General features: G+C 58.4%; 19 protein-coding genes and 1 pseudogene. 9 read left to right on the forward strand and 11 right to left on the reverse strand.

The features are described from left to right. Window positions 1–110: 110 nt before the first annotated feature. The 5 genes from CFE47_RS07210 to gbca form a co-directional block, all read right to left on the reverse strand. Complete coding sequence (locus CFE47_RS07210) at window positions 111–1640, reverse strand: lytic polysaccharide monooxygenase (protein ID WP_286836091.1); 1530 nt, start codon at window positions 1638–1640, stop codon at window positions 111–113. A gap of 64 nt (window positions 1641–1704) precedes the next feature. Beyond that, on the reverse strand, window positions 1705–2220 hold the full coding sequence (locus CFE47_RS07215) for a type II secretion system protein (RefSeq protein WP_286836092.1): 516 nt from the start codon (window positions 2218–2220) through the stop codon (window positions 1705–1707). Further along, window positions 2207–2587, reverse strand: coding sequence for a type II secretion system protein (locus CFE47_RS07220; RefSeq protein WP_286836093.1), 381 nt, complete (start codon window positions 2585–2587; stop codon window positions 2207–2209). Before CFE47_RS07220 ends, CFE47_RS07215 begins: the two co-directional genes overlap by 14 nt. Continuing rightward, a complete protein-coding gene (locus CFE47_RS07225) occupies window positions 2562–3059 on the reverse strand; it encodes a prepilin-type N-terminal cleavage/methylation domain-containing protein (protein WP_286836094.1) in 498 nt (165 codons plus the stop codon). The genes CFE47_RS07220 and CFE47_RS07225 overlap by 26 nt, the downstream gene beginning before the upstream one ends. 933 nt (window positions 3060–3992) lie before the next feature. Beyond that, window positions 3993–5288 (reverse strand): glycine betaine monooxygenase oxygenase subunit, encoded by a 1296-nt coding sequence (gene gbca, locus CFE47_RS07230; RefSeq protein WP_185709217.1) that lies wholly within the window; start codon window positions 5286–5288, stop codon window positions 3993–3995. 282 nt (window positions 5289–5570) lie between these two features. Between gbca and gbcB the strand changes: the two genes are divergently transcribed. Next, the gene (gbcB, locus tag CFE47_RS07235; protein WP_286836095.1) at window positions 5571–6671 is read left to right on the forward strand and encodes a glycine betaine monooxygenase reductase subunit; all 1101 of its coding nucleotides are present in this window, start codon (window positions 5571–5573) and stop codon (window positions 6669–6671) included. Window positions 6672–6784: 113 nt separating this feature from the next. On the opposite strand, the gene CFE47_RS07240 is transcribed toward gbcB, so the two are convergent. The 4 genes and pseudogenes from CFE47_RS07240 to CFE47_RS07255 form a co-directional block, all read right to left on the reverse strand. Next, window positions 6785–7174, reverse strand: coding sequence for a hypothetical protein (locus CFE47_RS07240; protein ID WP_286836096.1), 390 nt, complete (start codon window positions 7172–7174; stop codon window positions 6785–6787). A gap of 118 nt (window positions 7175–7292) precedes the next feature. Beyond that, window positions 7293–7664 (reverse strand): annotated as a pseudogene (locus tag CFE47_RS07245) (transposase); the annotation flags it as partial. Between the two features lie 28 nt (window positions 7665–7692). After that, window positions 7693–7893, reverse strand: a complete 201-nt coding sequence (locus CFE47_RS07250) for a hypothetical protein (protein ID WP_185709219.1) — start codon at window positions 7891–7893, stop codon at window positions 7693–7695. A gap of 182 nt (window positions 7894–8075) precedes the next feature. After that, complete coding sequence (locus CFE47_RS07255; RefSeq protein ID WP_286836097.1) at window positions 8076–9116, reverse strand: threonine aldolase family protein; 1041 nt, start codon at window positions 9114–9116, stop codon at window positions 8076–8078. Between the two features lie 90 nt (window positions 9117–9206). On the opposite strand from CFE47_RS07255, the gene CFE47_RS07260 reads away from it, so the two are divergent. Then, window positions 9207–9929 (forward strand): TraX family protein, encoded by a 723-nt coding sequence (locus CFE47_RS07260; RefSeq protein ID WP_286836149.1) that lies wholly within the window; start codon window positions 9207–9209, stop codon window positions 9927–9929. 88 nt (window positions 9930–10017) lie between these two features. Here CFE47_RS07260 and CFE47_RS07265 read toward each other — a convergent pair whose 3' ends face one another. Together CFE47_RS07265 and CFE47_RS07270 are read right to left on the reverse strand one after the other, a co-directional pair. Continuing rightward, on the reverse strand, window positions 10018–10989 hold the full coding sequence (locus tag CFE47_RS07265) for an NAD(P)/FAD-dependent oxidoreductase (RefSeq protein WP_286836098.1): 972 nt from the start codon (window positions 10987–10989) through the stop codon (window positions 10018–10020). A 24-nt stretch (window positions 10990–11013) separates the two neighbouring features. Then, complete coding sequence (locus tag CFE47_RS07270) at window positions 11014–13239, reverse strand: hypothetical protein (RefSeq protein ID WP_286836099.1); 2226 nt, start codon at window positions 13237–13239, stop codon at window positions 11014–11016. Window positions 13240–13622: 383 nt separating this feature from the next. Between CFE47_RS07270 and glyA the strand changes: the two genes are divergently transcribed. The 7 genes from glyA (at window position 13623) to fdhA (ending at window position 22505) form a co-directional block, all read left to right on the forward strand. Next, window positions 13623–14876: a serine hydroxymethyltransferase gene (gene glyA, locus CFE47_RS07275; RefSeq protein WP_033898051.1), complete on the forward strand. Its 1254-nt coding sequence runs from the start codon at window positions 13623–13625 to the stop codon at window positions 14874–14876. 22 nt (window positions 14877–14898) lie between these two features. Beyond that, window positions 14899–16149, forward strand: a complete 1251-nt coding sequence (locus CFE47_RS07280) for a sarcosine oxidase subunit beta (protein ID WP_010207084.1) — start codon at window positions 14899–14901, stop codon at window positions 16147–16149. Window positions 16150–16164: 15 nt separating this feature from the next. Continuing rightward, window positions 16165–16467: a sarcosine oxidase subunit delta gene (locus tag CFE47_RS07285; RefSeq protein ID WP_286836100.1), complete on the forward strand. Its 303-nt coding sequence runs from the start codon at window positions 16165–16167 to the stop codon at window positions 16465–16467. Beyond that, the gene (locus tag CFE47_RS07290) at window positions 16464–19481 is read left to right on the forward strand and encodes a sarcosine oxidase subunit alpha (protein WP_286836101.1); all 3018 of its coding nucleotides are present in this window, start codon (window positions 16464–16466) and stop codon (window positions 19479–19481) included. Before CFE47_RS07285 ends, CFE47_RS07290 begins: the two co-directional genes overlap by 4 nt. 124 nt (window positions 19482–19605) lie before the next feature. Next, window positions 19606–20238: a sarcosine oxidase subunit gamma gene (locus tag CFE47_RS07295; RefSeq protein WP_286836102.1), complete on the forward strand. Its 633-nt coding sequence runs from the start codon at window positions 19606–19608 to the stop codon at window positions 20236–20238. 10 nt (window positions 20239–20248) lie between these two features. Next, window positions 20249–21106 carry a formyltetrahydrofolate deformylase gene (purU, locus tag CFE47_RS07300; protein ID WP_286836103.1) on the forward strand — a complete coding sequence of 286 codons (858 nt, stop codon included), beginning with the start codon at window positions 20249–20251 and terminating at the stop codon, window positions 21104–21106. Window positions 21107–21305: 199 nt separating this feature from the next. Continuing rightward, entirely contained in the window at window positions 21306–22505 is a 1200-nt protein-coding gene (gene fdhA / locus CFE47_RS07305) for a formaldehyde dehydrogenase, glutathione-independent (protein ID WP_286836104.1), read from the forward strand. Window positions 22506–22524: the final 19 nt, after the last annotated feature.

Genomic DNA, 22524 nt, shown 5'->3' on the forward strand with positions numbered 1-22524 from the left:
GGACTGCGTTGTACTTCTTCAACTGTAGCGTTGTCGTGTATAGGGCGCGGTGAGGCGCCCTATAACGTTTGGCTCTGACATTTATTGGATTAACGAATATACCCAGTGGGCTACTGGACCTCGTCCCATGCTTGCTCCCAGGCAGTGCCTGAACCGGGCGCATAAGCCCATGCCGCACCCGCACACCACGCGGTATAAGGGTGAGGTTTGCACTTATAGTTTTTACCGTTGTTGCTCACGACATCTCCATCTTTATAAGGAGTGCCCTCTTTATAAGCCGGATGATCCCCGCCGCCGCCCGCAGGCGTTACCGTAAAATCAAACTCCGCTTGGCTGGTTTTTCCATTTTTTTGATCACGAATATTAAGTCGCGCTTTGAAGGGGGTTGATTGGGTGACGGTGGGTGCTTTCCCGCTCGCTGTACTGTTACCTTGTGAGCCGACCAATCCTGGGATAGCCCATTGATAAAGCAGTGGTCCGTTGCTACCGGATGAAGCCGTGCCATTGAACGTGAAGGAGTCTCCCGACTTTATCGATGTTGGTCCCGTGATTCGTGCTACGGGTGGAGCCGGGTTCACTGGGCCGGTGCCCCCCCCTTCAATAATCGACATTGCTTGGGAGTAACCTTCTTGTTTAACAAATGTGGAGTTAAGAAGTGCATCGACATCATTGAAAGTAACGATATCGTTTTCCAGTTCACCGATCTCGGCATCCGTTGCATTCACCTTGCTCGCCAGCTCCTTCCCCCACTTACCTGGAGGCAGATTGGATTGGGTAATGAGAAGCTCGATATCGACAATTTCGCTAACTTTACTGTCCCTGCCGAAAATCCGGTAGTGCACAGCATCGCCAGGTTTAAGGGCTTGCATGTCAGGCTTAATGAACTGACCTAAGTTGTAGCGTTTACTCGGTACGCTATTGCCCTTGAAATTCACATCTGAGCAACCGATAAAAAACTCACCATGCGGGTCGCTCCTGACCCAGATGGTAACGATCAAGCCATTTCCCAAGAGTCCACTTGGGATTGTTCTCACAATCTCAAAGTATCCCCAGGCCCCCGAGATTTTTGGTGGGTTATTGGGGGGATAGACGGTTTTGGCAACGGTGAGTAATTCGGGTTGTGCTAAAGGCGTCAGATCGCTCCATTTGAGCGTGTCAGTAGCGCTGTTGAAGCCAGCTCTCGTTGTAAATGCATAGAACGTACTGGGCACATGAGGGGCTGTACCGATGAGGCGCATCGTCAGGGGTTGCCCAGGGGTGACATCGGTTTTTGTCCAATCGGGCAAAGGGAGGTCCAAACTGGCCTTTTTCGGATCATTCGCGGAGCATATCTGACCATCTTTAATGATTGCCTTGATCTGATCCAGCGTTGGATTATCAATCAACGGAATGTGCGCAACCTCATTCCACTGTTGTGCGGGATATACTTTTTCCGCATCGGTATTAAATATTTTTGCCGACTCTCGGCAACCTTTATCAAGGATCGGTGGCTGCCAGTAACCTCCGGTAACTTGGCAGTTCACTGCGCGCGTCTGCGGGAAGTCTAATGCGCCATGGGCCCAGACCAGCGCGGGCGCCAGTAATACTGCCGCCAACACCCACTTAAACAAATGCTCCGTATATCGCTGTAAATTATTCATGCTCTAGTCCACCTTCAATTCAGATAAACAAGTTCCGAACTGCTGGAACGATCAGTGTGATTATTCAATTGGCATCATGGGTCAGCTGATCTCCCTTGGGACCGGTGCGGGTTGCAGGATTACTCTGTACAGAGCCATACAGAAACACCCACCCTTGATAACTACCTTGCCCTGTAAAACTTTGGTTGCTGGCTATGAAGTTGCCTTGTTTAAACGGCGTGCCCTTGGCCTTGCTGAACACGCCCATGATGGTTTCGCCGGGGCCTTCAACCACACCCCATTCGGCGGTGCCGGTGAGCGGGTCGTCGTAGGCCCGACGCAGGTAGCGTTTGATCGTCGGTTGGCGGCCGTCTAGCACCAGGTCATCGAGGGACTTGGGAAAGGTGTTGCCCTCCCGGTAATACAACCCAATCGCCCGGCGGATTTCATTGCCGCGTGCCAACAACTCCTGCTCGCGCTCGCGCTGCAACACGCTGGACCACAGCGTGCCCACTTCCATCAGCATTACGGCCACCACGGCCACCGTCACCAACATGCCCATGAACACCGAGCCTTGCTGGCGTTGCTTACCAGTCGGCATAGGTGCTCCCGTCTTTCGCAGTGCCGGGAGCGCCGCTGCGCACATCGCCCAGGCCTTGTTCGTCGGAGGGTTGCAGTTGCCAGGTGTCTCGTTTACCAGTCACCGGATCCACCGGGATTTCCCGCAGGTAGCGGCGGTCCACCAGGGCTTGCAGGGAGTCGGGGTTAGTGCCGTGGTCTTCGCGAAATTGATCCAGCGCCTGGCGGATGGACGACAGGTTATGGCGCAGCACGGTTTCCTGGGCCTTGGCGTGCTGGCGGAAATATTGGGGGGTCACCAAGGTCATGAGGGTGGCGATAATCGCCATGACCACCAGCAACTCGATCAGGGTAAAACCCTGGTTACCACTGGCTGTATGACGTTCCATTCAAACTCTCCCGGGTGCTGCGGGATGAAACGTCAAATACATCTTCTCCCTCTTGTGGGTTATCAGCGGTGCTTTTGTAGCTGCGCAGTTGCCAGGTTTTTTCAGGCGCAAGTTCGGGGCACTCGCACACAGGGTCGCGGGGAATACGGCGCAGGAAATAGAGTTTGTTGCCTTGCAGGTTGGTTTTGTCTGTGACCCCTTCAACCAACACGTGCAGGGTGGGCGGATAACCACTTGCGCTGAGGCTTTTTTCAACACGCCCGTCGTCAGTGGCTTCTTTGTAGGAGTCGATCGCGCGCCGTATTTCCCGCAACGAGCGTTGCAAGTCGAGTTCCCGGTCGCGTTTACCCATCAGTGCCGTCAGCGGATAAGCCACTGTCGCGAGCGTGGCCAGCAGGGCCAGCGTCAGTAGTAATTCAATCAGCGTAAAACCTTTGGCGCAGTGATGGCTGGGGTTGCCCTGCCACGTCACCGTTCTGATCTCCTGTTATCCCGCCAAGGACTTCCGCATTAACCCAGGCTAGTGAAATGAACTGCAAGGATGAGTCTAGATGCTGGATGTTTTTTGTACAGGCAAGACGGTTACCCACAATCGCTGTGCGCGTAACTGTGGATAAGGTGTTCGTGGCTTGCCGCAGGGCACGTGTATCAAGGGTTACAGACTCTTGTACGAAAAATGACCAGGCTAAGTTGCGGTTTTTAAGAGAGTTTTCGTGTGGATAAGCGCGTTGCGCGATCTGAAGTTGCCCCCAAAGTCTGTTGGCGCTTCTGTGGATAAGATGTTTGCTATCGGCTACAGGCCTTATGGATAAAGGCTTTTGCGGTTATGGTTAAATTTTGACCAAATCGCGCTTTAATGACAATGAAACTGCTGAAACCCTTGGTTTATGAAGGTTTGACGCGGTTTTCCACAGCGGTCCCAAAGTTACACCCAAAGTCTGTTGGCTGTTCTGTGGATAAGGTGTTCGCGTACCGCTACAGGCCACGATTCATAAGGTCTACAGACTTATGGTTAAAAAGTGATCAGGTAGGGGTTGAAACTGCGATCTTGAATAAGTCACGGATTTTCTTGGTTTAATTTCGCCGCAACAACGCAGTTGCCCACAATTGCTGTGGGTGGCTTTGTGGATAAGTTGTTGGGGAAAGGCTGGAGGGCAGGAAGCCAAAGGGGTGCGAGGGTGTTGCTCAAATTCTGACCATTAAACAGATCTGAAAGGTGGAGGGGGCTTGCTGTAGTGAGCGGGCTTGTCCCGCGCTGGGGGGCGAAGCCGCCCCAATAAGAACGCCGCCTTCTGTCAGACAGAACGCGGCGGCTGGTTTGGGGGCGGCTTTGCCCCCCAGCGCGGGGCAAGCCCGCTCACTACGAGTTGTGTAGATACCCACGTTTTGACCTGTGGGATGCCGGTTATTCGTGTACAGCCACGCCCTTGAGGTACGGCGCCGGCGCCGCGCCCAGGTTGCTGAGCATGCGCTCGCTGTACCAGTCCACGAAGTTCACCACGCCAAACTCATAGGTCTTGGAGTATGGGCCGGGCTGGTAGGCGGTGGAGTTGATCCCGCGCTGGTTTTCTTCGGCCAGGCGACGGTCCTGGTCGTTGGTGGCGTCCCATACTTCGCGCATGCGCGCTGGGTCGTAGTCCACGCCTTCCACCGCGTCTTTGTGCACGATCCACTTGGTGGTGACCATGGTTTCCTGGGCGCTGATCGGCCACACGGTGAACACAATGATGTGATCGCCCATGCAGTGGTTCCACGAGTGCGGCAGGTGCAGGATGCGCATCGAGCCCAAATCCGGGTTCTTTATGCGACCCATCAGCTTCGCGCAGCCCTGTTTGCCGTCCATGGTCATCGACACGGTGCCCTTGAGCAGCGGCATGCGCACGATGCGGTTACGCAGGCCGAAGCTGGCGTGGGCGTAAGGGATCTTTTCCGCGTCCCAAGCGGCAGCCGACGCGGCCACGTGGTCCTTGAACGCCTGGTCGGCGCGCGGGTCGGTGACGTCGTCCCATTCCAGCAGGGTCTTGAGCAGTTCCGGGTGCGAGGCGTTGCAGTGGTAGCACTCGCGGTTGTTTTCCAGCACCAGCTTCCAGTTGGCCTTTTCCATCAAGGTGGTTTGCACCGCCACCTTGGTGTTCTCCATGTCGTAGGGTTCCATGTAATGGTTGAGCGTCGACAGGAAGTCATCGATGGCCGGCGGGTTCTGCGACAGGCTGATGAAGATGTAGCCGCCGGCGGTCTTCACGTTCACTGGCTTGAGGCCGTATTGCTTCATGTCGAAGTCGGCGCCCATCTCGGTACCGGCGAACAGCAGGCGCCCGTCCAGTTCGTAGGTCCACTGGTGGTAGTGGCAGACCAACTTGGCGACCTTGCCCTTGTCGCTGGTGCACAAGCGCGAGCCACGGTGACGGCACACGTTGTGGAACGCATGCACCACACCTTCGGCGCCACGGATCACGATGATCGGGTTCTTGCCCACTTGCAGGGTCAGGTAGTTGCCCTTGGTGGGGATCTCGCAGGTCATGCCGGCGATCAACCACTCTTTCTGGAAGATCTCCTGCATGTCGATATCAAACAACCGCTCATCAGAGTAGAACGGCTGTGGCAGCGAGAACGTGCGCTCACGTTCCTGCAGCATTTGCGCGGTGGCCTTGCGTGCGGGTTCCAGCGGATCGCCCAAGCTTAAGGTTGCGGTGACGTCCATCGTGTGTGTCCTCATGGCCATTCTGTGTGGCCGAGATAAGTGGCTAATCAGGTTTGCAGCAAGGCGTAAAGAAAGCGTCGTTGTTGGAAGCGAGTGTGGGGCCGCCGATGTGCCGAACCTTATCCATGGGCGACATGGCCCAATCTGTTCCCGACGCGCAACCCTAGGTCGTTGGGGGCTGGTCGCGATAAGTATGTGAATGTCGCAGATAGGTAAATGGGCGAATCCGGCGTTACGCAGAATCGCCACCATAAAGCCGAACATCGGCAGTGGAGAATGAGCATGTCCAACAGCTTCCTGAACCCGGTAACCACCCAGACCTGGGCCAATGGTCGACACATCGTCCGTTGCGTCAAAGTCATCCAGGAAACCTGGGACGTGCGCACCTTTTGTTTCATGGCCGACCAGCCGATCCTGTTCTTTTTCAAGCCGGGGCAATTCGTCACCCTGGAGCTGGAAATTGAAGGCCAGCCGATCATGCGCTCCTACACCATTTCCAGCTCGCCTTCGGTGCCTTATAGCTTCTCGGTGACCATCAAGCGCGTGCCGGGCGGTCGGGTCTCCAACTGGCTGCACGATACCCTTCATGAAGGGCAAGAGTTGGCGGTACACGGGCCGGTGGGGTTGTTCAACGCCATCGACTTCCCAAGCCCAAAAGTGCTGTACCTCAGCGGAGGTGTTGGCATCACCCCGGTGATGTCCATGGCGCGCTGGTTCTACGACACCAATGCCAACGTCGACATGACGTTTATCCACAGCGCTCGCTCGCCCAAAGACATCATTTACCACCGTGAGCTGGAGCACATGGCGTCGCGGATCGACAATTTCAGCCTGCACCTGATTTGTGAGAAGCACGGCCTGGGCGAGCCTTGGGCGGGTTATCGCGGCTATCTGAACCACAAGATGCTGGAACTGATGGTGCCGGACTTCCTGGAGCGCGAGGTGTTCTGTTGCGGCCCGACGCCCTACATGAACGCAGTGAAGCGCCTGCTGGAAGTCGCAGGTTTCGACATGGCGCGTTACCACGAGGAATCCTTCGGTGCCACGCCGCCGGAAGCCCGTGCCGACGCGGTGGAACAGGCCGAGCAAGCGGCAGATGCACCGGAAATCGACCTGGCAGATTTGCACCAGGTGGAATTCATTGCCTCGGGCAAAAGCATTCGTGTGGCACCGGGCGAAACCGTGCACGCAGCAGCGGCCAAGCTTGGCCTGTTGATTCCGAAGGCCTGCGGCATGGGGATCTGCGGAACGTGCAAAGTGATGAAGCTGGGCGGGGAAGTCGAGATGGACCACAACGGCGGGATCACCGAGGAAGACGAGGCAGAGGGTTACATCCTGTCGTGCTGCAGCGTGCCGAAAGGCGACGTACGCATTGAGTTTTGACCCTGATCACTGATCGTACTGCAGCATGCCGAAGGGTGACGTGCACATCGAGTTCTCATGTCTCAAGTGGGGCAGTCGAGTAGGGGAGGGTGTTGGTCCCCTCCCGCACTTAGTCATTTGACGAAAACATGGATGGTGAAACCTTCCCCTGACTCACTCATTTCAAAGACCTTTTCACTGACTGTTCTTTTTTGCCCGAGGGCGTCATAAGTATCGCCAACTTGCACGATTTTCCTGAATTCATCCCAATCGACGATTGTTTCGCTGACATGGTTTTTGCTTTTTAGAGCGTTGGCGTGCTTTCCACTGTTCATTGTGCAGTCCTCTCTGAGTTGTTGTTGCTCGCCGAGTTCTCGGTAGGCACCTTTTCCTGAAAGACTGCGCAAATTCCTTTTCAGGTTCGCAGAATCTACTCCCTGGCCGAAAACGGTGGCACTGTGAGAAATACCAGTGCAGATGAACGGCAGTTGTCCATTGTTTTCTGAAGGTCCGCCGGAGGGCATTCGCTTCCAGTTCGATCATTCCCGCGCCAGAGGTCATGACTTTCTGGCGCAGGCTTCGGTTGTTGATCGGTCCCACGCTCCGCGTGGGAATGCCTCCCAAGACGCTCCGCGTCCCGCCTCATTCATACCAACGTTGGATATCGATCAGCCCTTCCACCCCTGCATAGTTACGCGCACTGGAATACCGCCAGTGTTCTGCCAGATCCACGTAGCCGCGTTTAACCGGATTGTGGTGGATGTAATCGAGCTTCTGTCGCATCACCGCCTCGCTGTACACCAACTCGGCATGTGAACCTTCCTACCAAAGTTGATAAACCCGATCTGTCTTGTGCGCGCGTTTGCTGAAGCGCAGGCGTTGCAGAACGCGTTCGACGCCTTTGTTTTGCAGGTCATCAATGATGGAGCGGGCGGTGAAAGATTTGAATTGGCGGAGGCACTTGTTCAGGTCGGGTGCCTGGGCAACAAAATGCAGGTGGTTTTCGAGGATGACTTAGCCATAAAGGCTTAAGTCTGTGTGATTACTGCGCGTAGATATGGACCACGAAGTGCTGGCCTGATGCTGTCAATTCATAGACTTTATCGTAGATCCGCAGTGTCCTTGATGGCTCGCGGATGGTGTCGCCGACTTTTGCGTACTTGCGGAACTCATCCCAGTCGATGACCGTGGTGTTGATGGTGCCGTCGCTTTGCAGGGTGTTGCCGTTGCTTTGGTATTCCATGGTTTAGCTCTCTGCTGGACTTCCGTTTCCGGCCGATTATTCGGCAGGCAGTTGTTCCCGAAAGGGGGCCGCTGCAGCGGCTTTTCCCTTCGGGTTTCAAGAGGCTAGTCAACGAAAACACAGTGTGCTGCTGTCAGAAATATCAAATAACAGACTCGGCATTGCGCCAGTATCCGCTACGGTCAGGCGCCCATCACTTCCCGGATATCCGCCGCCAATTCCCTTACACGTTCTTCCTCGGTATCCCACGCACACATGAACCGTGCGCCGCCCTTGCCGATGAAGGTGTAGAAGCGCCAGCCCTTGGCCGTCAGCGCCGCGATAGCCGGTTCTGACAGTTGTAGGAACACCCCGTTGGCCTGCACCGGGAACATCAATTCCACCCCCGGAATATCCGCCACCAAGTTGCTCAGCAATTGCGCGCAGTGGTTGGCATGGCGTGCGTGTTTGAGCCACGCGTCGTTTTCCAGCAAGCCTACCCATGGGGCGGAGAGGAAGCGCATTTTCGATGCCAGTTGGCCGGCCTGTTTGCAGCGGTAGTCAAAGTCTTCGGCCAGCTTGTGGTTGAAGAACAGGATCGCTTCACCCACGGCCATGCCGTTTTTGGTACCGCCAAAGCACAACACGTCCACCCCGGCTTTCCAGGTCAGGTCGGCCGGCGAGCATCCGAGGAAGGCGCAGGCGTTGGAAAAACGCGCGCCGTCCATGTGCAGGTTCAGGCCCAATTCCTTGCAGGTGGCGCTGATGGCGCGGATTTCTTCCGGGGTGTACACGCTGCCGACTTCGGTGGCTTGGGTTAGGGTGACCACGCGCGGCTTGGGGTAGTGGATGTCTTGGCGCTTGAGGGCGATCTCGCGGATCGATTCCGGGGTCAGCTTGCCGTTTTCGGTGCGGGCGGTGAGCAGCTTGGAGCCGTTGGAGAAAAACTCCGGCGCGCCGCATTCGTCGGTTTCGACGTGGGCGGTTTCCGAGCAAATCACGCTATGGTAGCTCTGGCACAACGAGGACAGCGCAAGGGAGTTGGCAGCGGTGCCGTTGAAGGCGAAGAATACTTCGCAGTCGGTTTCGAACAGATTGCGGAAACCGTCGGCGGCGCGGTGGGTCCATTCATCATCGCCGTAGGCCCGTTGATGGCCCTGGTTGGCTTGTTCCATGGCGGCCCAGGCTTCCGGGCAGATGCCGGAGTAGTTGTCGCTGGCGAATTGTTGGCTCTTGTCGGTCATGGCCCATTCCTGTGGTCGATGTTGGTGCGCACTGTAACCAAGATTGTCTGGGGTGCGCACGTACTGTAAATGCAAAGTCGTTGGGGAATTATGCACGCTGCCTACACCTTGCCTGTCGGACGTGTCCGAGACGGCGCCCTGGACCTGCTCAAGTGGCTGGCGCTGCTGTGCATGGTGCTTGATCACCTGCGTTATGTCGGTTTAAGCCTGGATGGACTGTATGTGCCGGGGCGCCTGGCTTTTCCGTGGTTTTGCTTGGCCATTGCGGCGAATTTGCACCGAATGGGAAGCACGCCGGTCACCGGTCGTTACCTGGGCTGGTTGCTGCTGTTCAGTGTGATCAGTGAAGTGCCGTATCGGCTGTTTATCGAGGATGCCGATACGTTGAATGTGTTGCCGACCTTGGCGCTGGGTTTGCTGGTTGCGCGAGGATGGCAACAGAGGGCGCTTGTTGATCGCGGATTGGCGTTGGTTGCCCTCAGCATAGCCACAGTATTTTCCAGCCAACTGATGTTCGGTTTTTTCGGTGTATTGCTGCCGTTGGCGATGCTGCTGGTATTTCGTCGGCCCTGGTATTTCAGCCTGCTGCCAGGGTTGGTCTGTGTGGCTGCTAACCAATGGCAGGTTCTGCTCATTAACGGCAAGCTCGTGGCGCTATTGGGACTGGCCGCATGCCTGATTGGGCCGCTGCTCGGCCTGATCTTGTTGCGACATGCCCAAAGCGCCTCCCCGCCAGCTATGCGCCGTTGGGCGTATGCCCTCTACCCGGCACATTTTGTGGTATTGCTCGCTGTCCGGCAGGTTATCGCCTGAACGATCGGCCCAATGGCCCGCGCACGTCAGGAAACGGGAAGCCAGGCCGGTGGGAATGGATGCTCTGCGTACAGTGCGCGCATGCTCTTCACATCCTGATCGAACCAGTCCTGTAACCATTGATGGTAATGCACTGCGATTGCATGTTGCTGTGCCCGGGATGTCCGGCTCTGTAAAATCCCATGGGCAGCCATTGTTCCGGACATGATTGCCTTGAGCACGCCATGGGATGCCGCAGGGTCGAGAACCGCCGCCGCATCCCCCGTGATGAAGTAGCCGTCGCCCGCCAGATGGTCGTAGATCCTCCAGGTGACATCAGCGCCGCGTGTTTTCCCCAGGGGGTTGATGCCTGTGAGCGACAAGGGAGCAGTGTTCGCCCGTTGGTCAGCGGCATGCTCAAATCGCAGCCGCGTCCAGTTATAGCGGCCGTCACCCAGATGAGCCACCAATACCAGCCGAACGGATCTGCGAACATTCCTTCAGGCGGGCGTTCATCGTCATCTTCGATTTGTACATACCCATAAAACGCCATCAGCGGCGCAGAATATCGATGGAGCTTGAGACCCAACTGACGTGCCAGCCAGCCGTTGGCACCGCTGGCGTCGACCAGATAGGTACTGTGTAAAACCCCCTCATTGGTCTGAACGCCGATGACCCGCTGGTGCCGTGTAATAACGCCTTTGGCGTGGCACGGTTGCCTGATAACGACGTTGCATGCCTTGGCCGCTTCCAGCAGCAGGCTGTCCAGCCTGGCTCCGGGGATTTGAAACCCGCGCCACGGCCCGTTTGCATCCTCGCCAAACGGGACGAAGCGACGCTCATGCTGCCATGCGACCCATACCCCCAAGGGGCGGGCAAAGCCCCCATTGTTCACCCACTCGGCAACACCGAGTTGGTGAAGCAGGGGCTCAATGCCGGGATGCAGGGTTTCACCCGGACGATCACGCGTGGCGGGATGGCGCTCGATAATGGCAACACTCATGCCGTTTCGAGCGCTATGAATCGCACACGCGCAACCTGCCGGCCCTGCGCCGATGACAATAACGTCATAGCGTTCCATAGGTTACCAGGTGTCGGTTGTGGGTCAGGTACGCCGCCATGGGCGCTCTGCATATCGCTGCAGGATTGTTTCGGGCCATACCAGGAAAGTTGAGCTTTCAATCACTTTTACATGCACTTTGTTGAACGCTGTAGACGTCGCTGAGCCAAGCCGTGCCATTTCAAATCGATAAGCGGTTTGCACACTTTTAACTTGCGCGGCCAGGCAGTGATCAAGTTCTTTCATATCCTCCTCCATGGCAAGTCGAAATGAAATGATTCGCCACTCTTTATATGTTTTCCCAATGATTGAGCGCACACGCAGCAATGCGCTCATTCGCTGTTGATATTCCTTGGCGTCAACTTTACCGGTATGTGTTAGGGAAAATGCCCCATCAAGTGCACTTTGCGTGTAATCCCCATATAAGGACGAAGTAAAAGCGATATAGGGCTGGCCATTTTCGCTGTAATGGTGTGGCGCAGGGGTACCATCCCAAGGGACGCCGCCGGCCTTGCCGATTTCGGCATCAAGCATGGGTTTTACCGTCTGCCGGCTGCTCGATGGTTCGAATTGCTGGACCGTGTCGGGTGCGACGGCAGGCCAGAAGGAACTCAAGGCGGCACACAGTTTCGCATCCTCCGGGAAGGGGCTTCCCAGCCTATAAGCGGCCAGGTGCCACTCGGTGTTGTCATAGTCGAAAACGTCACCCTCGAAGTCTGTTCCCACGTCCCAACCCGGTGCGAACAGTCCCGCAGCGGCGTCCGGCAAATAGGACGCTCGCCTGGCAGAGTCAACTTTGAGCAGGGCCGGAAGGGGCGTGCCGAGGGGCGTATCGGCTTGTGCAACAATCGCTGTGATTCCTGTGTCCGAGCGATCAAAGGTTGCAGCAAACGAGCTCAGGTTGGCGGGGCTTCTGACGTCCGACAAACATACAGGGGGCTGGCTGAAAAGTTCCTCTTGGATGTCGGTCGGCATGCTTTCAAGCCATTCACTCAGTTGGCGCTGAGTGCACAGCGGGTAGAAGTCTGGGGCGCTGATCAGTGAGTAAGCCGCAACGCGCTGCGGAAAAATGGCATCCAGTGCAGCGCACTTGGCGTTGATCCAGCCGTCCGCGGTAAAGTCCAGATAGTGCAAGGCATCGAAGCGACCTTTGTTCAAGACCTTCATCATGCTGGGGGATTGGTTGAGATCAATGATGTCGCCAGTGGAAAGCACCTGATGGCGAATGTGGACAAATTCGGGTGCGTGGGGAGGCATGGACAAGCTCGAGTCCAGTAACAGTGGCTGGCCTGGAACTCTGAATGTCAGGGGTTTACCCTGATAGCGAGCCGCTTCGACCAAGCAGTCACGTGGCAGTGGGCAGAGCAGTCCCGGGTCATGTTCATCGGTCACTAGCCCTCCAATGACGCTTAGCCAGTCGGCCAACCCTTCGTTGATTACGAAGGGTTGGCGGCTGATATCGGGTTCTCCCCAGCCTGAGTTTGCCCCTAGCGCCAAATGGATGCGGCGCAGCTTCTCGTTTTTGTGTTCGCTCAGCAGTTCAAGCTCAAGGTTCATACCGGCAATACATTCGTCGCCATCGAACAGCTTGTGCACAGGCACCCAAAAGTCGCGGTCGCCATCACTGGTGCCAAAGCGCATCGGGCCAAAGCTGGCTTGATCCCCCTTACGCTGTATTGCAACAAAAGCGCTATAGCGTGCAGGTAATACGCGGATTTGATGGTCTTGACCCTCCACGAATGGCAGGAAGCCCCGGCGCTGTGGGTCATACAGGGCTGGCATGGTGCCCACACGTGCGATGCCTGTTCGCGAGAAGCACAGGTCGGCGCGGGCTTTGTGGACGGTGTCGGGTGCCGGGCGATATTCATGGGAGAACACCACAACCGCCAGGGGTGCGCCCTGAGCGCGCTCTTTGAGATGTTCGATGCTGGGGGGATCAATCCCGTAGACCAGGTTGAGGAGGGTCTCTAGTTCGGCTGTGGTGGGGTAGTCCTGAAGCGGTGTGCCTTGCGCGTCGTGGGTCACGTTAGGGCTGGCCAGTGCGTGATACAGCAGGCTTTGTGCCGGTTTGCCCGGCTCTATGCCATGTTGGCCGGTGGGGCAAAAGTCTTCGAAGCCGGCGAGTGTCCGATCTATATGAGTTAACGGCTTGCGAAGTTCAGTTGCAAGGCATGGCGCCAGTATATCAAGGCCATGTTTAAGCAGTAAGTTATGCCAGCCGCCGGGGGCCAGCCGTTTGCAAATAGAAGTCGCGTTGTCGATTAATGTCATGCCGTGTCTCCTGGAATAAACATGAGGTTCAAGTTTTCTACAGTGACTAAGTTGCAGGCTGAGTGGCGCTTCGAAGGGGGTATTAATACAGCGGGTATGGTGTTCGATCTATAAGGGTTGTGTAAGGTTTTATTTGGCTGGATATTTTAAGTTTGTATTTTTAAGTTTGGTTTTGAATGATGGTTTTATAGCTTTTTAAGTTGTTTCTTACGGCGGCTGCGTTGAGGTGTGTAGGATTAATTTTCTGCCCGTATGGCTGCTGATGTCGTAAACGCACCTTTGCGTGGCGCCCGTAGGCATTTGACCCAGAGGCGCCAGCCCTACCATCGCATCAAAGGGCCCTGCACCGGGCCTCAACAATACGAAAGGCTGGGAGAGACGCGATGTTCAGCAAACAAGACCAGATTCAGGGATATGACGACGCACTGCTGGCGGCCATGAATGCTGAGGAGCAGCGCCAGGAAGATCATATCGAGCTGATCGCGTCAGAGAACTACACCAGCAAGCGTGTGATGGAAGCCCAGGGCAGCGGCCTCACCAACAAATACGCCGAAGGCTACCCGGGCAAGCGCTACTACGGTGGCTGCGAGCATGTGGATAAAGTCGAGGCCCTGGCCATCGAGCGCGCCAAGCAGCTGTTCGGCGCCGATTACGCCAACGTGCAGCCGCACTCCGGTTCTTCCGCCAACAGCGCCGTGTACTTGGCACTGATCAATGCCGGCGACACCATCCTGGGCATGAGCCTGGCCCACGGCGGTCACCTGACCCACGGCGCCAAAGTGTCGTCCTCGGGCAAGCTGTACAACGCGGTGCAATACGGTATCAACACCGACACCGGCCTGATCGACTACGACGAAGTCGAGCGCCTGGCGGTCGAGCACAAGCCGAAAATGGTTGTGGCCGGTTTCTCTGCCTACTCCAAGACCCTGGATTTCCCACGCTTCCGCCAGATCGCCGACAAGGTAGGCGCACTGCTGTTCGTAGACATGGCCCACGTCGCCGGCCTGGTCGCCGCTGGCCTGTACCCGAACCCGCTGCCTTACGCCGACGTGGTCACCACCACCACCCACAAGACCCTGCGCGGTCCACGTGGTGGCTTGATCCTGGCCAAGTCCAACGAAGAAATCGAAAAGAAACTCAACGCCGCCGTATTCCCCGGCGCTCAGGGCGGCCCGCTGATGCACGTCATCGCCGGCAAGGCCGTGTGCTTCAAGGAAGCGCTGGAGCCGGGCTTCAAGGCGTATCAACAGCAAGTGATCGACAACGCCCAGGCGATGGCCGAGGTGTTTATCAAGCGCGGCTACGATGTCGTGTCCGGCGGCACCGATAACCACCTGTTCCTGGTCAGCCTGATTCGTCAGGGCCTCACCGGCAAAGAGGCGGACGCCGCCCTGGGTCGCGCCCACATCACCGTCAACAAGAACGCCGTGCCGAACGACCCACAGTCGCCGTTCGTGACGTCGGGCCTGCGCATCGGCACCCCGGCGGTGACTACGCGTGGTTTCAAAGTGCCGCAGTGCATCGAACTGGCGGGCTGGATCTGCGACATCCTCGACAACCTCGGCGACGCCGATGTCGAGGCCAACGTGGCCAAGCACGTGTCTGCCCTGTGCGCTGATTTCCCGGTTTATCGCTGAGCGCGGTTTTGGAGTAATGACTATGCAACGCTACTCGGGCTTTGGCCTCTTCAAGCACTCACTCAGCCACCACGAAAACTGGCAGAAGATGTGGCGCACGCCCACCCCTAAAAAGGTGTACGACGTGGTCATCGTCGGCGGTGGCGGGCATGGTCTGGCGACCGCCTACTACCTGGCCAAAGAACACGGCATCACCAACGTGGCCGTGGTCGAGAAAGGCTGGCTGGGCGGCGGTAACACCGCGCGCAACACCACCATCGTGCGCTCCAACTACCTGTGGGACGAGTCGGCTCACCTGTACGAACACGCGATGAAACTGTGGGAAGGCCTGTCCCAGGACCTGAACTACAACGTGATGTTCTCCCAACGTGGTGTGTACAACCTGTGCCACACCCTGCAAGACATCCGTGATTCCGAGCGTCGCGTCAGTGCCAACCGCCTCAACGGCGTGGACGGCGAGTTGCTCAACGCCAAACAAGTGGCTGACGAGATCCCGTATCTCGATTGCTCGAAAAACACCCGCTACCCGGTACTCGGCGCCACCGTGCAACGTCGCGGCGGCGTGGCCCGTCACGATGCCGTGGCCTGGGGTTTTGCCCGTGCCGCTGACGCACTGGGCGTGGACTTGATCCAGCAGACCGAAGTGATCGGCTTTCGCAAGGAAAACGGCGTGTGCATCGGCGTGGAAACCAACAAGGGCTTTATCGGCGCCAAGCGCGTCGGTGTGGTGACTGCCGGTAACTCCGGGCACATGGCTTCACTCGCCGGCTTCCGCCTGCCGATTGAATCCCACCCGCTGCAAGCGTTGGTGTCGGAGCCGATCAAGCCGATTATCGACAGCGTGATCATGTCTAACGCCGTGCACGGTTACATCAGCCAGTCCGACAAGGGCGACCTGGTGATCGGCGCCGGTATCGACGGCTACAACGGCTACGGCCAGCGTGGTTCGTACCCGGTGATCGAGCACACCATCCAGGCCATCGTCGAGATGTTCCCCGTGCTGTCGCGTGTGCGCATGAACCGCCAGTGGGGCGGCATCGTCGATACCACGCCGGATGCCTGCCCGATCATCTCCAAGACGCCAGTGCCGAACATGTTCTTCAACTGCGGTTGGGGCACCGGTGGCTTCAAGGCCACGCCGGGCTCAGGCAACGTGTTTGCCGCGAGTTTGGCCAAGGGTGAGATGCACCCGTTGGCGGCACCGTTTTCCATCGACCGTTTCCACAACGGTGCGCTTATCGACGAACACGGCGCTGCGGCCGTCGCCCACTAACAGGAGAAATTTCCTATGTTGCATATCTTCTGTCCTCACTGTGGCGAACTGCGCTCCGAAGAGGAATTCCATGCGTCCGGCCAAGCGCACATCCCGCGTCCGCTGGACCCGAATGCCTGCACCGATGAGCAGTGGGGCGACTACATGTTCTTCCGCGACAACCCGCGTGGCCTGCACCACGAACTGTGGATTCACGCCGCCGGTTGCCGCCAGTACTTCAACGCGACCCGCGACACGCTGACCTACGAAATTCTTGAAACCTACAAGATCGGCACCAAGCCGCAATTCACCGCCAAGGCTGCTGGAGAGAAGGTATGAGCCAGACCAATCGCCTGTCCAACGGTGGCCGGATCGACCGTAATAAAGTCCTGACCTTCAGCTTCAACGGCCAGACCTACAAGGGCTTTGAAGGAGACACCTTGGCCGCTGCCCTGCTGGCCAACGGCGTTGACATCATCGGCCGCAGCTTCAAGTACTCACGCCCTCGCGGCATCTTTGCTGCTGGCGCCGAAGAGCCGAACGCGGTGCTGCAGATCGGTGCCACCGAAGCCACCCAGATCCCCAACGTGCGCGCCACGCAACAGGCGCTGTACCAAGGCCTGGTCGCCACCAGCACCAACGGCTGGCCGAACGTCAACACCGACGTGATGGGCATTCTCGGCAAGGTCGGCGGCAAGCTGATGCCGCCGGGCTTCTACTACAAAACCTTCATGTACCCGCAATCGTTCTGGATGACTTACGAGAAGTACATCCGTAAGGCCGCTGGCCTTGGCCGCTCGCCGACCGAGAACGACCCGGACACCTACGACAACTTCAACCGTCACTGTGACGTGCTGGTGGTGGGCGCAGGCCCTGCTGGCCTGGCCGCCGCACTCGCTGCTGCGCGCAGCGGTGCCCGCGTGATCATCGCTGACGAACAAGAAGAGTTCGGTGGCTCGCTGCTGGATTCGCGCGAAAGCCTCGACGGCAAGCCGGCCACTGAGTGGGTCGCCAGCGTCATCGCCGAATTGAAAGCGTTGCCGGACGTGGTGCTGCTGCCCCGCGCCACCGTCAACGGCTACCACGACCATAACTTCCTGACCATTCACGAACGCCTCACCGATCACCTGGGTGACCGTGCGCCGATTGGCGTGGTGCGCCAGCGTATCCACCGTGTGCGTGCCAAGCGTGTGGTGTTGGCCACCGGCGCCTGCGAGCGCCCGCTGGTGTACGGCAACAACGATGTGCCGGGCAACATGCTGGCCGGTGCGGTCTCTACCTACGTGCGCCGCTACGGCGTGGCACCGGGCAAGAAACTGGTGCTGTCCACCAACAACGACCACGCCTACCGCGTAGCGCTGGACTGGTTGGATGCCGGCCTGCAAGTGGTTGCGGTGGCCGATGTACGCCACAACCCACGCGGCGCGCTGGTGGAAGAAGCCCGCGCCAAAGGCATTCGTATCCTCACCGGCAGCGCCGTGGTCGAGGCCCGTGGCACCAAGCGCGTGACCGCTGCGCGGATCGCCGCGATTGACGTCAAGGCGCACAAAGTCACCAGCCCCGGCGAGTGGCTGGACTGCGACCTCGTCGCCAGCTCCGGCGGCTACAGCCCGGTGGTCCACTTGGCCTCGCACCTGGGCGGCAAGCCGACCTGGCGCGAAGACATCCTCGGTTTTGTGCCGGGCGAAGCACCGCAAAAACGCGTGTGCGTGGGCGGCATCAATGGCGTCTACGGCCTGGGCGATTCCCTGGCAGACGGTTTTGAAGGTGGCGTGCGCGCCGCCAGCGAAGCCGGTTTTGCGCCGGTGGAAGGCACCTTGCCCAAAGCGCTGAGCCGTTTGGAAGAGCCGACTTTGGCGGTGTACCAAGTGCCGCATGACAAGCCAACCGCACGGGCGCCCAAGCAGTTTGTCGACCTGCAAAACGACGTGACCGCCGCCGCCATCGAACTGGCGACCCGCGAAGGTTTCGAGTCGGTCGAGCACGTCAAGCGCTACACCGCACTGGGCTTTGGCACCGACCAAGGCAAGTTGGGTAATGTCAACGGCCTGGCGATTGCTGCCCGTTCGTTGAACGTGACCATCCCGCAGATGGGCACCACCATGTTCCGCCCGAACTACACGCCGGTGACTTTCGGCGCGGTAGCAGGCCGTCACTGTGGGCACATCTTCGAACCCGTACGCTACACCGCGCTGCAAGCCTGGCACGTGAAGAACGGCGCCGAGTTTGAAGACGTCGGCCAGTGGAAACGCCCATGGTATTTCCCGCGCAACGGTGAAGACCTGCACGCGGCGGTGAAACGCGAATGCCTGGCCGTGCGCGACAGCGTCGGCCTGCTGGACGCGTCCACCCTCGGCAAGATCGACATTCAGGGCCCGGATGCCCGCGAGTTCCTCAACCGCATCTACACCAACGCCTGGACCAAGCTCGACGTGGGCAAGGCGCGCTACGGCCTGATGTGCAAGGAAGACGGCATGGTCTTCGATGACGGCGTGACCGCCTGCCTCGCTGACAACCACTTCCTGATGACCACCACCACCGGCGGCGCGGCACGCGTTCTGCAGTGGCTGGAAATCTACCAACAGACCGAGTGGCCAGACCTCAAGGTGTACTTCACCTCGGTCACCGACCACTGGGCCACCATGACCCTGTCCGGCCCTAACAGCCGCAAGCTGCTGGCGGAAGTCACCGACATCGACCTGGACAAGGACGGCTTCCCGTTCATGACTTGGAAAGAAGGCCTGGTGGGCGGCGTACCGGCGCGGGTGTTCCGTATCTCGTTTACCGGTGAGCTGTCGTATGAAGTCAACGTGCAGGCCGACTACGCCATGGGCGTGCTGGAAAAAATCGTCGAGGCCGGCAAGAAGTACAACCTGACCCCGTACGGCACCGAAACCATGCACGTATTGCGGGCCGAAAAGGGCTTCATCATCGTCGGCCAAGACACCGACGGCTCGATGACCCCGGACGACCTGAACATGGGCTGGTGCGTAGGGCGTACCAAGCCGTTCTCGTGGATCGGCTGGCGCGGCATGAACCGTGAAGACTGCGTGCGTGAAGAACGCAAGCAACTGGTGGGCTTGAAGCCGGTGGACCCGAAAGTGTGGCTGCCGGAAGGCGCGCAGTTGGTGTTCGATCCGAAGCAGTCGATCCCGATGAAGATGGTCGGTCATGTGACCTCAAGTTATGCACACAACTCCCTCGGTTATTCATTTGCGATGGGCGTGGTGAAGGGCGGCTTGAAGCGTATTGGCGAGCGGGTGTTCTCACCGCAAGCGGATGGCAGCGTGATCGAGGCGGAGATTGTGTCTTCGGTGTTCTTTGACCCGAAAGGCGATCGTCAGAACATCTGATGGACCGAGTCGCCTGCATCGCACGCAAGCCAGCTCCCACATTTGGAATGCATTCCCCTGTGGGAGCCGGGCTTGCCCGCGATGAGGCCAGAACAGACACCACAGCATTCAAAACAGGTGCTTTATGACAGCAGCCAATGTTTACCAACAACGCCCAACGTCCGGGGCCAAGGCCGAGTCGTCGCTGCACCATGCCGACCTCGCCAGCCTGGTCGGCAAGGGCCGCAAGAACGCCGGCGTGACCGTGCGTGAAAAGAAACTCCTGGGCCACCTGACCATCCGTGGCGATGGCCATGACGCGGCTTTCGCAGCCGGTGTGCACAAGGCCCTGGGCATCGAACTGCCAGGCGCCCTGCAAGTGATCATCAAGGGCGAAACCAGCCTGCAATGGCTCGGCCCGGATGAGTGGTTGCTCATCGTGCCAAGCGGTGAAGAATTCGCTGCCGAGAAAAGCTTGCGCGAAGCCCTGGGCGAGCTGCATATCCAGGTGGTCAACGTCAGCGGCGGCCAGCAGATTCTCGAACTCAGCGGCCCGAACGTGCGCGATGTGCTGATGAAGTCCACCAGCTACGACGTGCACCCCAATAACTTCCCGGTGGGCAAGGCAGTGGGTACGGTGTTCGCCAAGTCGCAACTGGTGATCCGCCACACCGCTGAAGACACCTGGGAGCTGCTGATTCGTCGCAGCTTCTCGGACTACTGGTGGTTGTGGTTGCAGGATGCCTCTGCCGAATTCGGCCTGAGCGTCCAAGCCTGAGGAATGCCCCATGAGCCGCGCACCCGATACATGGATTTTGACTGCCGACTGCCCCAGCGTGCTCGGCACGGTGGACGCGGTCACCCGCTACCTGTTCGAACAGGGCTGCTACGTGACTGAGCACCACTCGTTCGATGATCGGCTTTCCGGGCGGTTTTTCATTCGCGTGGAATTCCGCCAGCCCGATGGGTTTGACGAACAAGCCTTCCGTGATGGCCTGGCCACGCGCGGTCAAGCGTTCGGCATGATCTTCGAACTGACGGCGCCGAACTACCGGCCGAAAGTGGTGATCATGGTCTCCAAGGCCGATCACTGCCTGAATGATCTGCTGTATCGCCAGCGCATCGGCCAGTTGTCGATGGATGTGGTCGCGGTGGTGTCCAACCACCCCGATTTGAAACCGTTGGCCGACTGGCACCAGATTCCCTACTACCATTTCCCCCTCGACCCCAACGACAAACCGTCCCAGGAGCGTCAGGTGTGGCAAGTGGTGGAAGACACAGGCGCGGAGCTGGTGATTCTTGCGCGCTACATGCAAGTGTTGTCGCCTGAGCTGTGCCGCAAACTTGATGGAAAGGCCATCAACATTCACCACTCGTTGTTGCCCGGGTTCAAGGGCGCCAAGCCTTATCATCAGGCGTACAACAAGGGCGTGAAATTGGTGGGCGCTACGGCGCATTACATCAACAACGATTTGGATGAAGGCCCCATCATCGCCCAGGGCGTGGAGGTGGTGGACCACAGCCACTATCCCGAGGACTTGATTGCCAAGGGGCGGGATATTGAAGGGCTGACATTGGCCCGGGCGGTTGGGTATCACATTGAGCGGCGGGTGTTTCTCAACGCCAATCGCACAGTCGTTCTTTAGATCGCTATCGCAGGCAAGCCAGCTCCCACATTGGAATGTGTTCACACATCCAAATGTGTAAATACAGTCAATGTGGGAGCGGGCTTGCTCGCGAAGAGGCCCCAACAAACAACACAAGAAACAGCATCTGTACCCGAGCACTTTACGCGCCGCCTGCCTGGGCGACGCGGTTCCATAAAAACAACAGCGAGGTGAAAGCATGTCTGGTAATCGTGGTGTCGTGTATCTCGGCAACGGCCAAGTCGAAGTACAGAAAATCGACTATCCCAAAATGCAGGACCCCCGTGGCAGGAAGATCGAACATGGCGTCATCCTGCGCGTGGTCTCCACCAACATCTGCGGCTCCGACCAACACATGGTGCGCGGCCGCACCACTGCCCAGACCGGCCTGGTGCTCGGTCACGAGATCACCGGTGAAGTGATCGAGAAGGGCAGCGACGTCGAGAACCTGAAAATCGGCGACCTGGTGTCCGTACCGTTCAACGTGGCGTGCGGCCGTTGCCGCTCCTGCAAAGAGCAACACACCGGCGTGTGCCTCACTGTTAACCCGGCCCGTCCCGGTGGTGCCTACGGCTACGTCGACATGGGCGACTGGACCGGTGGCCAAGCCGAATACGTGCTGGTGCCATACGCCGACTTCAACCTGCTCAAACTGCCGGACCGCGACAAGGCCATGGAGAAAATCCGCGACCTGACTTGCCTCTCCGACATCCTGCCTACCGGTTACCACGGCGCCGTCACTGCTGGCGTTGGTCCAGGCAGCACCGTGTATATCGCCGGTGCCGGCCCTGTCGGCCTGGCTGCTGCTGCCTCGGCACGCCTGCTCGGCGCAGCGGTGGTGATCATCGGCGACGTCAACCCGATCCGCCTGGCCCACGCCAAGGCCCAGGGTTTTGAAGTGGCCGACCTGTCCACTGATACCCCGCTGCACGAACAGATAGCTGCATTGCTGGGCGAACCGGAAGTGGACTGCGCCGTCGATGCCGTAGGCTTCGAAGCCCGTGGTCATGGCCATGAAGGCGTCAAGGCTGAAGCCCCGGCCACCGTGCTCAACTCGCTGATGGGCGTAGTGCGCGTGGCGGGCAAGATCGGTATTCCGGGTCTGTACGTCACCGAAGACCCGGGTGCTGTGGATGCCGCCGCAAAAATGGGCAGCCTGAGCATTCGTTTTGGTCTGGGCTGGGCCAAATCCCACAGCTTCCACACTGGCCAGACCCCAGTGATGAAGTACAACCGCGCGCTGATGCAGGCGATTATGTGGGACCGTATCAACATTGCTGAAATCGTCGGTGTGCAGGTGATCAGCCTGGATGACGCGCCACGTGGTTATGGCGAGTTCGATGCGGGCGTGCCGAAGAAATTTGTGATCGATCCGCACAAACTGTTCAGCGCTGCGTAAACCACAGGCAAACAAAGAT

The organism is Pseudomonas sp. PGPPP1 (assembly GCF_002255865.1).
Taxonomy (GTDB): Bacteria; Pseudomonadota; Gammaproteobacteria; order Pseudomonadales; family Pseudomonadaceae; genus Aquipseudomonas; species Aquipseudomonas cremoris.